This window comes from Microbacterium sp., assembly GCF_017305435.1.
In the GTDB taxonomy this organism is placed as follows: Bacteria; Actinomycetota; Actinomycetes; order Actinomycetales; family Microbacteriaceae; genus Microbacterium.
The window spans coordinates 396,364-409,812 of sequence record NZ_JAFKIP010000004.1 but is presented as its reverse complement, the minus strand read 5'-3'; the positions used below and the strand labels follow the sequence as shown (position 1 = coordinate 409,812).

Genomic DNA, 13,449 nt, shown 5'->3' with positions numbered 1-13,449 from the left:
TCCCCGGCTCATTCGGCCAGCGCCATCCGAAGGGTGTCGAGCCCGACACCGCCGAGGCGCAATGCGCGCATGTGGAAGCGCTTGATGTCGAAGTCGCCGCCTTCCCGCGCGGCGGCGTCGTCGCGGATCTGTTCCCAGATGCGCTGCCCCACCTTGTACGACGGGGCCTGCCCCGGCCACCCGAGATAGCGGTTCACCTCGAACTGGATGAACTCGTCCGACATGTTGACATTCCGTCGCATGAACTCGAGCGCGTACTCCGCGTCCCACGTCCCTTCGCCGTCGAGGCGCGGCTTGCCGAGGTGCACGCCGATGTCCAGGACGACGCGGGCCGCCCGCATGCGCTGGCCGTCGAGCATGCCGAGCCGATCGGCCGGGTCATCGAGGTAGCCGAGCTGCTCCATGAGGCGCTCGGCGTACAGCGCCCATCCCTCCGCGTGGCCGCTCGACCCCGCGAGCAGTCGGCGCCAGGAGTTGAGCTCGGCGCGATTGTAGACGGCCTGCGCGATCTGCAGGTGGTGACCGGGGACGCCCTCGTGGTACACCGTCGTGAGCTCGCGCCACGTGTCGAACGAGTCGACGCCCTCGGGCACGGACCACCACATCCGGCCCGGACGGGAGAAGTCGTCGGTCGGCCCGGTGTAGTAGATGCCGCCCTCGTTGGTCGGCGCGATCATGCACTCGAGGCGACGGATCTGGGCCGGGATGTCGAAGTGGGTCTCACCGAGCTCGGCGACCGCGCGGTCGCTCGTCTCCTGCATCCACGCCTGGAGCGCCGCGGTGCCGTGGAGCTTGCGGCTCTCATCCTGTTCGAGGAACGCGACGGCCTCTTCGACGCTCGCGCCGGGGAGGATCTCGTTCGCGATGGCTTCCTGCTCGGCGACCATGCGCGCGAGCTCGGCGACACCCCATTCGTACGTCTCGTCGAGATCGATCTCCGCGCCGAGGAAGCGGCGGGAGTGCAGCGCGTACAGCTCACGGCCGACGGCATCCGCTTCGCTCGCCGCGGGAAGCAGCTCATCGCGAAGGACGTCCGCGAGCTCGTCATAGGCGACGCGTGCGGCACCGGCGTGCTCGGAGAGCGCGCGAGCGAGGGACGCCGGGAGGTGACCCTCGGCGGGAGCGGCCTCGCGGGCGAACTCTGCGAAGAAGCCGCTGTCGGCGGTGTAGCGGCCGATCTGCGTGACGGCCTCGCGGACCTGGCGGCGCGCGGGGACGACACCGGTCCGGATGCCTTCGCGCAGGGTCTGCACGTAGCCGCCGAGCGCCGCCGGCACGGCGCGCAGGCGGTCGGAGATGACATCCCAGTCGTCCACCGTGTCGGTGGGCATGAGGTCGAAGACGCTCCGCACCTCCTGGACGGGCGAGGCGATCACGTTGACGTCACGCAGGTGTGCCCCGGCGTCGTGAAGGGCGAGCTGCAGGCGGAGGTCGGCGGCGAGGTCGGCCCGGGTGACGTGATCGACGTCGTCGATCGGCTCCGTGGCCTCCAGCGCCTCGAGCGTCGCCGCCGCAGCGGCGCGGCGCGCTTCGTGGCCGGCCGGCGAAAGATCGTCCAGGCGGCGATTGTGCTCGCTGCGCCCGATGTAGGTGGCCGTCGACGGCGAGAGCTCGGCGACGGTGTCGACCCACGCCTCGGCGATCTGATCGATCGGCGTCGGGGTGCGCTGTGCGTCAGTCATTCCTCGAGCCTAATCCCAGGGGCGGTGAGACCGCGTGCCGGCGCCGGTCACCCCCGGCGCCGGCACGTGCGGGTGTCAGTGGCCCGCGACATCCCAGTCCGGCCCGCGGCCGATCTGCACGTCGAGGGGCACCGTGAGGTCCGCGGCGTCGCCCATCCGCTCCGTGACGATCTTCTCCACCGCGTCCCACTCCCCCGGTGCCACCTCGACGACGAGCTCGTCGTGGATCTGCAGCAACACGCGCGAGCGCAGCTCGTGCGCGCGCAGCTCGTCGTGGATGTGGAACAGGGCGATCTTCATGATGTCGGCGGCCGACCCTTGGATCGGAGCGTTGAGCGCCGCGCGTTCCGCGTTCTCGCGCAGGACCCGATTCGGGCTGCCGAGATCCGGGAACGGGCGGCGGCGGCCGAAGATCGTCTCGGTGTAGCCGTCGACACGCGCCTGCTGCACCGATTCGCGCAGGTAGTCGCGGACCGCGCCGAACCGGGCGAAGTACTCCATCATGAGCTGCTTCGCCTCGGATTGCTCGATGCGCAGCTGCTTCGACAACCCGAAGGCCGAAAGGCCGTAGACGAGGCCGTAGCTCATCGCCTTGACCTTCGTCCGCATCGCGGGTGTGACATCGGTCGGTTCGACGCCGAAGACCCGCGCACCGACGAAGCGGTGCAGATCCTCGCCCGAGTTGAAGGCCTCGACGAGGCCCGCATCGCCGGAGAGATGCGCCATGATGCGCATCTCGATCTGCGAGTAGTCCGCCGTGAGGAGCGTCTCGTACCCCTCGCCCACCTCGAAGGCCGCACGGATGCGGTGCGACTCCTCGTTGCGGATCGGGATGTTCTGCAGGTTCGGATCCGTGCTCGACAGACGCCCCGTCTGGCTGCCCGTCTGCAGGTACGTCGTGCGGGTTCGGCCGTCGGCCGCGATCGACACGTCCAGCGATTCGATGATCTGACGCAGCTTCGTCGCCTCGCGGTGCTGGAGGAGAAGATCCAGGAACGGATGCGGGTTCGACTCCTGCAGATCCGCCAGCACCGCGGCGTCCGTCGAGTAGCCGGTCTTCGTCTTGCGCGTCTTCGGCAGCTGCAGCTGCTCGAACAGCACCTCCTGCAGCTGCTTGGGCGAGCCGAGGTTCACCTCGCGGTCGATCTCGGCGTAGGCGCGCTGCGCGATGTCGTCGGCGCGGGCGGCGAGCTCGCTGGAGAACTCCGACAACTTCGCGTGCGAGATCGCGACACCCGCGAGCTCCATGTCGGCGAGGGTGTCGAGCGTCGGCAGCTCGATGTCGGCGAGCACGGATGCCACGGACTCCGGCATCTCCTCGCGGATCTCGGCGCTCACCCGCAGCGCGTACCACGCGAGCTGCGCGGGGGTCGCCCCCTCGGTCTCCGGCACGAGCTGAGTGGGGTCGGCTTCGGGGAGCTTCTCGTCGAGGTAGCGGTCGACGAGATCTCCGAGCCCCTTGTCGGGGAAACTCGGCCGCAGGAGCCAACCGGCGAGGATCGGGTCGAACGCGAGCCCGCCGAGGCGCACGCCTGCACGGCGCAGGGCTTTGACCTGGGGTTTCGCATCGGTGACGATCTTGGCGCTCTCACCCTCGAGCCACGGGCGCAGGGCCGCCCGGACGTCGTCGGACCAGGTGACCTCCGCAGCGGCATCGGGCGCGGCGACCCCGATGCGTGCGGGCAGGCCGCCCTCGATGGTCACATGCAGGGCGAGCTCGCCCTGATGGTCGTCGAGCCACGCGGCGAAGGTGTTGGCCTCGAGTTCGGCGGGTGTCGGAGCGGTGACCGCCGGGGCGGACGCGGCGGCGATGTCCTCGGCATCCGCCGCCATGGCGTCGAAGACCCGCGGCAGCAGCGTGCGGAACTCGAGCCGCGCGAAGATATCGCGGACCGCTTGCGCGTCGATCGGCTGCAGCGCGAGGTCGGCAGGCCCGACGGGCAACTCGACGTCACGCAGGAGAGCGTTGAGCGAGCGGTTGCGGCGGACGTCGTCGAGGTGGTCGCGGAGGTTCCCCCCCACGACGCCTGTGATCTTGTCGGCATTCTGCATGAGCGCGTCGAGGCTGCCCCACTGCGTCAGCCACTTGACGGCGGTCTTCTCCCCCACCTTCGGAACGCCCGGCAGGTTGTCGCTCGTCTCACCGACGAGGGCGGCGATGTCGGGATAGTTGGCGGGGGGCAGACCGTACTTCTCGACGACGGCATCGGGCGTGTAGCGCTTCAGCTGCGAGACGCCCTGCACGCTCGGATAGAGAAGCGTCACGTCGTCCGTGACGAGCTGGATCGTGTCGCGATCCCCCGAGCAGACGAGGACGTCGAAGCCCTGAGCCGCGCCCTCCGTCGCGAGGGTCGCCAAGATGTCGTCGGCCTCGATGCCCTCTTTCGTGAGGACGCGCACGTTCATCGCGGCCAGGCACTCCTGCAACAGCGGGATCTGCCCCGAGAACTCCGCCGGCGACTCGGATCGATTCGCCTTGTACTCGGGGTACTCATCGGTGCGGAACGAGTGCCGGGACGTGTCGAAGGCGACCGCCAGATGTGTCGGCTGCTCGGCCTTCACGAGATTCACGAACATGGAGAGGAACCCGTAGATCCCGTTCGTGTGCTGCCCGTCCTTCGTGGAGAAGTTGTCGACCGGCAGCGCGAAGAAGGCGCGGTACGCCAGCGAATGGCCGTCGACGACGAGAAGGGTAGGCTTCGAGGTGTCCGTCACCCTGCCAGCCTAGACGCGGGGTGAGACACGGACCTCCCTGCATCCGATGGCATCCGAAGGTGGACGATGACCGCTGAACCCTCCCCCACCGAGATCGACGGGATGGCCTGGGTACGCGAACGCGGCATGGGCGCGCTCGCCACGAAGATGGGGATCGTGTTCACCGAGTTCACGATCGAGCGGGCCGTTGCGACGATGCCCGTGGAGGGCAACACGCAGCCCGTGGGTCTGCTGCACGGCGGCGCGTACGTCGTCCTCGGCGAGTCGCTGGGATCGATGGCGGCGAATCTGCACGCCGGTCCCGGCCGCCTCGCCGTCGGCGTCGACATCAACGCGACGCACACCCGATCGGCGACGAGCGGCCTCGTCACCGGCGTCTGCACGCCCGTGCACCTCGGCCGCTCGCTCGCCGTGCACGAGATCGCCGTGACCGACGATCAGGGCCGCCGCTGCTCCACGATCCGCATCACCAACATGATCAAGGACCGCTGAGAGCTCGACGCGGAGTGGACGGCGCGGTCAGGCCTTCTTCGGCGAGAGCTGCTCGATGATGGCCTTGGCGACGTCCTGCATCGTGAGGCGACGATCCATGGATGCCTTCTGGATCCAGCGGAACGCCTCCGGCTCGGACAGGCCCATCTTCTCGTTCAGGAGCCCCTTGGCGCGGTCGACGAGCTTGCGGGTCTCGAAGCGCTCGACCATGTCGGCGACCTCGGCTTCGAGCGTGATGATCTGCTCGTAGCGGGCCAGGGCGATCTCGATCGCCGGCAGCAGGTCGTTGGGGGTGAAGGGCTTCACGACGTACGCGAGGGCGCCGGCCTCGCTCGCCCGCTCGACGAGCTCCTTCTGGCTGAAGGCCGTCAGCAGCACGACGGGGGCGACGTGGTTCTTGCTGAGCTTCTCCGCGGCGGAGATGCCGTCGAGGACGGGCATCTTCACGTCCATGATGACGAGATCGGGCCGCAGCTCGGTCGCGAGCTGGACGGCGGTCTCGCCGTCGCCCGCCTCGCCGACCACGTCGAAGCCGTTGTCACGGAGGATCTCCACGATGTCGAGACGGATCAACGACTCGTCCTCGGCCACGACGACGCGGCGCGGGGAGGTCGGGTTCGACGCGGGGCTCAGTTCCTGCTCAGTCACCCGTCCATCCTAGAGCCAGGAGAGAGGCGCACCTGCGATAGTCTCGAATGCGCGTGCGCCGGTGTGGCGGAATGGCAGACGCGACCGACTCAAACTCGGTTGTCTTCGGACGTGTGGGTTCGACTCCCACCACCGGCACGAGCGAAGCGCCGTCCCCTGCTTCTCAAGGGGCGGCGCTTCGGTCGTCACGGCGGTGCGGCGGAGAACCCACGTGTGGGTGGGCCCACGCGGCCGGAGGCTCCGCGCGCCGCGCAGCGGCGGGTGGAGGGGGCGTGGGGACGACTCCCACCACCGGCACGACGAAGGGCGGATGCCGGGGTTCACACCCCGGCATCCGCCCTTTCCGCGGCTTCGGCCTACTTCTCGGCCTGATAGATCGGCGCGTTGCCGTGCACGGCGTCGCCGATCCGGTGGACGCGGATATCGTTCGTGCCGCCGATGATTCCCGGAGGGGAGCCCGAGATCACCACCACCTTGTCGCCTTCCTTCGCCAGACCCTTGCCGAGGAAGAACTCGTCCACCTGGATGAACATGAGGTCGGTGTGCGCGACGTGCTCCACGAGTGTCGACTGCACACCCCAGGTGAGCGCCATCCGCCGACGGATCGCGGGGTCGACGGCGAAGGCCATCATGGGGATGCCGGGCCGCAGGCGCGACATCCGTCGCGCCGTGTCCCCCGACTCGGTGAAGATCGCGATGTACTTCGCCTCGATGAACTCCGCCACCTCGTTGGCGGCGAGCGTCATGACGCCGCCCTGCGTGCGCGGCTTGGCGCTGAACGGCCGGATGCGCTCGAGACCGTGCTCCTCGGTCGACTCGACGATGCGCGCCATGGTCTGCACCGTGACGACCGGGTAGTCGCCGACGCTCGTCTCGCCCGACAGCATGACCGCGTCGGCGCCGTCGAGGACCGCGTTGGCGACGTCGGATGCCTCGGCGCGCGTGGGCACCGGTGCGTGCGTCATCGACTCGAGCATCTGCGTCGCGACGATGACGGGCTTCGCCATGCGACGGCACATCTCGACGGCGTGCTTCTGCACGACCGGGACCGCCTCGAGCGGCAGCTCGACCGCGAGGTCGCCACGAGCGACCATGATGCCGTCGAACGCGTCGATGATCTCTTCGAGGTTGTCGACGGCCTGCGGCTTCTCGATCTTCGCGATGACGGGGACCTTGCGCCCCTCCTCCGCCATGATCTCGTGCACGCGGGTGATGTCCGCGGCATCCCGCACGAACGAGAGCGCGATGAGATCCGCGCCGGCCTTGAGGCCCCAGCGCAGGTCCTCCTCGTCCTTCTCGGAAAGGGCGGGGACGCTCACGGCTACGCCGGGAAGGTTGATGCCCTTGTTGTTGGACACCGTTCCCGCGACCACGGTGCGGGTCGTCACGACCGGCCCGTCGACGCTCTCGACCTGGACGCGTACCTTGCCGTCGTCTATCAGGAGGAAATCGCCCGCCTTGACGTCGCCGGCGAGGCCCTTGAACGTCGTGCCGACGAGGTCGCGCGTTCCCACGACGTCCTCGGTGGTGATCCGCAGGATGTCGCCCACGGCGAGGTCGTGCGGGCCGTCGCTGAACTTTCCGAGGCGGATCTTGGGGCCCTGCAGGTCGACGAGGATCGCGACGGCGCGGCCGGCGTCGTCGGCCGCCTTGCGCACGTTGGCGAAACGGACTTCGTGCTCGGCATACGAGCCGTGGCTCAGGTTCAGGCGGGCCACGTCGACGCCGGCGTCGATGATCGCGCGGATCATCTCGTACGACTCGGTGGCGGGGCCCAGGGTGGCGACGATCTTCGCGCGTCTCACTGACTGTTCTCCGGTCTGTCTTCGGTTTTTCGGGGGTGTTTTCAGCCTACGCGGGCTGCAGGCCGATGGCCATGTCCGTCGGGCGCACCGGCGACGGGAGAGCCGTCCGGCCCATGAGGTACTCGTCCACGGCGGCCGCCGCGGCCCGCCCCTCGGCGATCGCCCAGACGATCAGGGACTGTCCGCGACCGGCGTCGCCGGCCACGAACACACCGGGAGCGGTCGACTGGTAGTCGTCGCCGCGTTCGACGTTGCCGCGGCCCGTGAACACGGTACCCAGTTGGTCTTCGAGCGCGCTGCGCTCCGGGCCGGTGAAACCCATCGCGATGAGGACGAGGTCGGCGGGGATCTCCCGCTCGGTGCCGCTCTTGGGCACACGCCGGCCGTCGGGCAGGTACTCCGTCTCCGCGAGGCGCAGCGCGCGGACCTCGCCCGCGTCGTTGCCGAGGAACTCGACCGTGGACGCCAGGTAGGTCCGATCGCCGCCTTCCTCGTGTGCAGAGGACACCTCGAACAGCGTCGGCATGGTCGGCCACGGCTGGTGATCGGGTCGCGCCGTGGGCGGCTGCTTGCCGATCGCGAGGTTGGTCACGCTGAGCGCGCCCTGACGGTGCGCCGTGCCGATGCAGTCGGCACCCGTGTCGCCGCCGCCGATCACGATGACGTGCTTGCCCTCGGCGTGGATCTGGTGCGGAACCTGGTCGCCGGCGACGGCCTTGTTCGACTCGACGAGGTACTCCATCGCGAAGTGCACGCCTTCGAGGTCACGCCCCGGGATGGCGATCTCGCGCGGCACCGTCGCGCCGGTCGCGATGACGACGGCGTCGTATCGCGCGCGCAGGTCGGCCCATGTGATGTCGCGGCCGATCTCGACGCCGGCGCGGAAGCGCGTGCCCTCGTCCTGCATCTGGCGCAGCCGCGCCTCGAGGTGACGCTTCTCCATCTTGAAGTCGGGGATGCCGTAGCGAAGGAGGCCGCCGATGCGGTCGTCCCGCTCGAAGACGGCGACGGTGTGCCCCGCGCGCGTGAGCTGCTGAGCGGCGGCGAGACCCGCAGGGCCCGAACCGACGACGGCGACGGTCTTGCCGGTCAGGCGCGCCGGCGGCTCCGCTTCGACCCAGCCGTTCGCGAAGGCGTCGTCGATCGTCGTGACCTCGATCTGCTTGATCGTGACGGCGGGCTGGTTGATCCCCAGGACGCACGACGACTCGCACGGAGCGGGGCACAACCGCCCGGTGAACTCCGGGAAGTTGTTCGTCGCGTGCAGGCGCTCGATCGCGGCGCGGCCCTCGCCCCGCCACATGAGGTCGTTCCACTCCGGAATGAGGTTGCCCAGGGGGCATCCCTTGTGGCAGAACGGGATGCCGCAGTCCATGCAGCGCCCCGCCTGACGACGGAGTACGGCCGAGTCGCCCGGCTCGTACACCTCTTTCCAGTCCATGATGCGCACGGGAACCGGCCGGCGCGCCGGGAGCTCGCGCTCAGTGGTCTTCAGGAAGCCCTTCGGGTCAGCCACCGGTCACCTCCAGGATGCGGGTCCAGACGACGTCGCCGTCGGGGTCGAGCCCCTCGGCGGCGGCGTCGGTACGGGTCTTGAGCACCGCGGCATAGTCGCGCGGCACGACACGGACGAAGTTGTCGGCCTCCGTCTCGAAGTCCTCCAGCAGGGCGGCGGCGAGCGTCGACCCGGTCTCGGCGACGTGGCGCTCGAGGAGGTCGCGCAGCATCTCTGCGTCACCGGAGCCGAGTCCCAGCAGATCGAGCTCGCCCGACGCGAGCGCCTCGCGGTTGACGAGGTCGCGATCGAGCCGGTAGACGTACGCCGCGCCGCCGGACATGCCGGCGCCGAGGTTGCGCCCCGTGGGTCCGAGGATCACGGCGAGACCGCCGGTCATGTACTCGAGCGCGTGGTCTCCCACGCCCTCGACCACCGCCGTCGCTCCCGAGTTGCGCACGAGGAACCGCTCCCCCACGACACCGCGCAGGAAGAGGCTCCCCTGCGTCGCACCGTAGCCGATGACGTTGCCGGCGATGACGTTGCGCGAGGCGTCGAAGGAGGCATCCCGCGGGGGACGCACGACGATCTGCCCGCCGGACAGCCCCTTGCCGACGTAGTCGTTCGAGTCGCCCTCCAGACGCAGCGTGATACCCGCGGGGAGGAAGGCGCCGAAGGACTGCCCCGCCGAGCCGGTGAGGTTGATCTCGATCGTTCCGGCGGGGAGCCCGTGCTCCCCGTGCGCGAGGGTCACCCGGTTGCCGAGCATCGTGCCGACCGCACGCTCCGTGTTGCGGATCGGCAGCGAGACCTCGAAGTGACCGCCGTGCGCGATGACGTCCTGAGCCTGCTCGATGAGCGGCACGTCGAAGTGCTTCTCGAGCTCGTGGTCCTGCTCACGCGCATGACGACGCGGCGCATCCTCGGCGAACGCCGGTCCGTCGAGGATCGGCGTGAGGTCGAGGCCGGATGCCTTCCAGTGCTCGATCGCGCCGTTGACGTCCAGCAGATCGTTGCGACCGATCGCCTCGTCGAGCGAGCGGAAGCCGAGCTCGGCGAGGTACTCGCGCACCTCCTGAGCGAGGAACTGCATGAAGTTGACGACGAATTCCGGCTTGCCGGTGAATCGACTGCGCAGGACGGGGTTCTGGGTCGCGACGCCCACGGGGCACGTGTCGAGATGACAGACGCGCATCATGATGCAGCCTTCGACTACGAGGGCCGTCGTCGCGAAGCCGAACTCCTCGGCGCCCAGCAGCGCCGCGATGATGACGTCACGACCGGTCTTGAGCTGCCCGTCGGCCTGCACGACGACGCGATCGCGCATGTCGTTGAGCATGAGGGTCTGCTGGGTCTCGGCGAGGCCGAGCTCCCACGGCGTGCCGGCGTGCTTGAGCGAGTTCAGCGGGCTCGCCCCCGTGCCGCCGTCGTGGCCGGACACCAGGATGACGTCGGCGAGGGCCTTCGCGGTGCCCGCGGCGACCGCGCCGATGCCCGACTGGCTCACGAGCTTCACGTGCACCCGTGCCGCGGGGTTCGCCCGCTTCAGGTCGAAGATCAGCTGCTTGAGGTCCTCGATCGAGTAGATGTCGTGGTGTGGCGGCGGCGAGATGAGCCCGACTCCGGGCGTACCCCCACGCGTCCGCGCGATCCAGGGATACACCTTCCCGGGAGGCAACTGACCACCCTCGCCGGGCTTCGCGCCCTGGGCGAGCTTGATCTGGATGTCGTCGGCGTGCGTCAGATACATGCTCGTGACGCCGAAACGGCCGGACGCGACCTGCTTGATCGCGCTGCGGCGCTCAGGGTCGAGCAGGCGCTCGACGTCCTCGCCGCCCTCGCCCGTGTTCGACTTGGCGCCGATCGAGTTCATCGCGATCGCGAGGGTCTCGTGCGCCTCTTTCGAGATGGAGCCGTAGCTCATCGCGCCCGTCGAGAACCGCTTGACGATCGACTCGACCGGCTCGACCTCGTCGATCGGGACGGGCGGACGCTCGCCGGTCTTCAGCCGGAACATGCCGCGCAGCGTCTTCAGCTCCGCCGCCTGATCGTCGATGAGCTTCGTGTACTCGCGGAAGATGTCGTACCGGCGGGCGCGCGTCGAGTGCTGCAGCCGGAACACCGTGTCGGGCGTGAAGAGGTGCGGGGCGCCGTCGCGACGCCACTGGTACTCGCCGCCGGTCCACAGGCGCTCATGGGCGCGCGCGGCACCGTCCTCCGGGTACGCGTAATCGTGGCGTGCCTGGTTCTCCGCGGCGATCTCGCGGATGCCGATGCCACCGAGCTTCGTCTCCGTGCCGGTGAAGTACTTCGCGACGAAGGCCTCGGACAGCCCGACCGCCTCGAACACCTGTGAGCCCGCATAGGAGGACACCGTCGAGATGCCCATCTTCGACATGATCTTCAGGACGCCCTTGCCGAGGGCGTAGATCAGGTTGCGGACCGCCTTCTCCGGCGTGACTCCTGTGATGAAGCCCGCCCGTACGAGGTACTCGACGGTCTCCATCGCAAGATACGGGTTGACCGCAGAGGCGCCGTAGCCGATGAGGGTCGCCACGTGGTGCACTTCGCGCACGTCGCCCGCCTCGACCACGAGACCGACCTTCATGCGGTTCTCCCGGCGGATGAGGTGGTGATGCACGGCCGACAGCATCAGCAGGGACGGGATCGGGACGAGATCCTTGTTCGAGTCGCGGTCGCTCAGGATGATGAATTCGGCACCCTGCGCGATCGCGGCATCCACCTCTGCGCACATCTCGTCGAGACGGTGCTCCAGGGCATCCGGGCCCTTGTCGAAGTGGTAGAGACCGCGCACGGTGACCGAACGGCGACCGGGCAGGGCCTTGTCGATGTTCTGGAGCTTCGCGAGCTCGTCGTTGTCGATCACCGGGAAGTCGAGCGTGATCGTGCGGGTGTGCTCGGGCCCCCACTCGAGGAGGTTCCGCTCCGGGCCGAGTCCGTGGGCGAGCGAGGTCACGACCTCTTCGCGGATCGAGTCGAGCGGCGGGTTGGTGACCTGCGCGAACTGCTGCACGAAGTAGTCGAACAGCAGACGCGGACGCTCGCTGAGGACGGCGATCGGCGCATCCGATCCCATCGCGCCGAGGGGCTCCGCGCCGTTCTGGCCCATCGGAGTGAGGAGGATGCGGACCTCCTCCTCCGTGTAGCCGAAGGTGCGCTGGCGACGCGTGATCGACGCGATCGGGTGCACGATGTGCTCGCGCTCGGGCAGGTCCTTCAGACGCACGCGGCCGGCATCCAGCCACTCCTGCCACGGCTCGAGCGCGGCGAGGCCCTGCTTGACCTCGTCGTCCTCGATGATGCGGCGCTGCGCCGTGTCGACGAGGAACATACGACCCGGGCGGAGGCGTCCGCGGCGCTTGATGCGCTCGGGGGCGAAGTCCAGCACGCCGGTCTCGGAACCGATGACGACGATGCCGTCGGTCGTCTCGGTCCAGCGTCCCGGGCGCAGCCCGTTGCGGTCGAGCGTCGCGCCGACGAGCGTGCCGTCGGTGAAGATGAGCGCTGCGGGACCGTCCCACGGCTCCATCTGCATCGAGTGGTACTCGTAGAACGCGCGCAGGTCCGGCGCGATGTCGGCCTGCTTCTCGTACGCCTCGGGGACCATCATCATGATCGCGTGCGGCAGGCTGCGACCCGTGAGGGTCAGAAGCTCGAGGACCTCGTCGAAGGATGCCGAGTCGCTCGCGCCCTCCGTGCAGATCGGCAGGAGCGGCCGGATGTCGCCGATGAGCTCGGACTCTAGCTGCGACTGGCGCGCGCGCATCCAGTTGCGGTTCGCGCCGACCGTGTTGATCTCGCCGTTGTGCGCGAGCATGCGCAGCGGCTGCGCGAGCGGCCAGGACGGGAACGTGTTGGTCGAGTACCGCGAGTGGACGACGGCGAGCTCGGAGGTGAAGCGCTCATCGGAGAGATCGGGGTAGAACGGCTCCAGCTGGAGCGTCGTCACCATGCCCTTGTACCCCAGGGTGCGGGCGCTCAGCGACACGAAATAGGCGTCGTGCTCGTGCCGAGCACGCTTGCGCAGCCGGAACACGCGACGGTCGAGGTCGATGCCCGACAGCGCGGGCGCATCGCCGACGGCGGGACGCGAGACGAAGAGCTGCTCGAACGCGGGCTGTGCGGCGTGGGCGAGCTTGCCGAGATGCGTGTCGTCGGTGGGCACCTCGCGCCAGCCGAGGACGGTCAGCCCTTCGGATGCCGCGATCTGCTCGACCCCGGCTTTGACGGCCGCGCGGGCGTCCTCGTCGAGCGGCAGGAACGCCAGGCCTGCGGCGTACTCCCCCACGGGCGGCAGGTCGAAGTCCGTGACGGCCCGCAGGAAGGCATCCGGCATCTGCGTGAGGATGCCGGCGCCGTCGCCGGTTCCCGCATCCGAGCCGATGGCGCCGCGGTGCTCCAGGTTGCGGAGCGCCTCGAGCGCGAGCGAGACGATGTCGTGCCCGGGCTCGCCGCGGAGCGTGGCGACCATCGCCAGACCGCAGGCATCCTTCTCGAAGGCCGGGTTGTACATGCCCTGCTTCGCGGGGAAGCTGCCGGGCGACGTGGACGTCGATTCACGACGGGGGCTCAGTGCCATACCTACCGTCCT

General features: G+C 69.1%; 7 protein-coding genes and 1 tRNA gene. 2 read left to right on the top strand and 6 right to left on the bottom strand.

Annotated features, from left to right (window positions below):
- Window positions 1-8: 8 nt before the first annotated feature.
- A complete protein-coding gene (locus J0I43_RS08035) occupies window positions 9-1,682 on the bottom strand; it encodes a DUF885 domain-containing protein (protein ID WP_292861671.1) in 1,674 nt (557 codons plus the stop codon).
- Between the two features lie 75 nt (window positions 1,683-1,757).
- Entirely contained in the window at window positions 1,758-4,397 is a 2,640-nt protein-coding gene (gene polA, locus J0I43_RS08030; RefSeq protein ID WP_292861668.1) for a DNA polymerase I, read from the bottom strand.
- A gap of 66 nt (window positions 4,398-4,463) precedes the next feature.
- On the opposite strand from polA, the gene J0I43_RS08025 reads away from it, so the two are divergent.
- Window positions 4,464-4,889 (top strand): hotdog fold thioesterase, encoded by a 426-nt coding sequence (locus J0I43_RS08025; protein WP_292861665.1) that lies wholly within the window; start codon window positions 4,464-4,466, stop codon window positions 4,887-4,889.
- 27 nt (window positions 4,890-4,916) lie between these two features.
- On the opposite strand, the gene J0I43_RS08020 is transcribed toward J0I43_RS08025, so the two are convergent.
- A complete protein-coding gene (locus J0I43_RS08020) occupies window positions 4,917-5,537 on the bottom strand; it encodes a response regulator (protein WP_292861662.1) in 621 nt (206 codons plus the stop codon).
- A 57-nt stretch (window positions 5,538-5,594) separates the two neighbouring features.
- On the opposite strand from J0I43_RS08020, the gene J0I43_RS08015 reads away from it, so the two are divergent.
- A tRNA-Leu gene (locus J0I43_RS08015) sits at window positions 5,595-5,675 on the top strand.
- A gap of 218 nt (window positions 5,676-5,893) precedes the next feature.
- On the opposite strand, the gene pyk is transcribed toward J0I43_RS08015, so the two are convergent.
- From pyk to gltB, 3 genes are read right to left on the bottom strand one after another with little or no spacing between them, the layout of a single operon-like run.
- Entirely contained in the window at window positions 5,894-7,342 is a 1,449-nt protein-coding gene (pyk, locus tag J0I43_RS08010) for a pyruvate kinase (RefSeq protein WP_292861658.1), read from the bottom strand.
- A 46-nt stretch (window positions 7,343-7,388) separates the two neighbouring features.
- Window positions 7,389-8,858, bottom strand: a complete 1,470-nt coding sequence (locus J0I43_RS08005) for a glutamate synthase subunit beta (protein WP_292861655.1) — start codon at window positions 8,856-8,858, stop codon at window positions 7,389-7,391.
- Window positions 8,851-13,437, bottom strand: a complete 4,587-nt coding sequence (gltB, locus tag J0I43_RS08000) for a glutamate synthase large subunit (RefSeq protein WP_292861652.1) — start codon at window positions 13,435-13,437, stop codon at window positions 8,851-8,853. The genes J0I43_RS08005 and gltB overlap by 8 nt, the downstream gene beginning before the upstream one ends.
- Window positions 13,438-13,449 lie beyond the last annotated feature (12 nt).

Bases quoted from the DNA above. Each gene is read 5' to 3' on its own strand.
- J0I43_RS08025 (WP_292861665.1), top strand. From the start codon at position 4,464: ATGACCGCTGAACCCTCCCCCACCGAGATCGACGGGATGGCCTGGGTA.
- J0I43_RS08035 (WP_292861671.1), bottom strand. From the start codon at position 1,682: ATGACTGACGCACAGCGCACCCCGACGCCGATCGATCAGATCGCCGAG.
- gltB (WP_292861652.1), bottom strand. From the start codon at position 13,437: ATGGCACTGAGCCCCCGTCGTGAATCGACGTCCACGTCGCCCGGCAGC.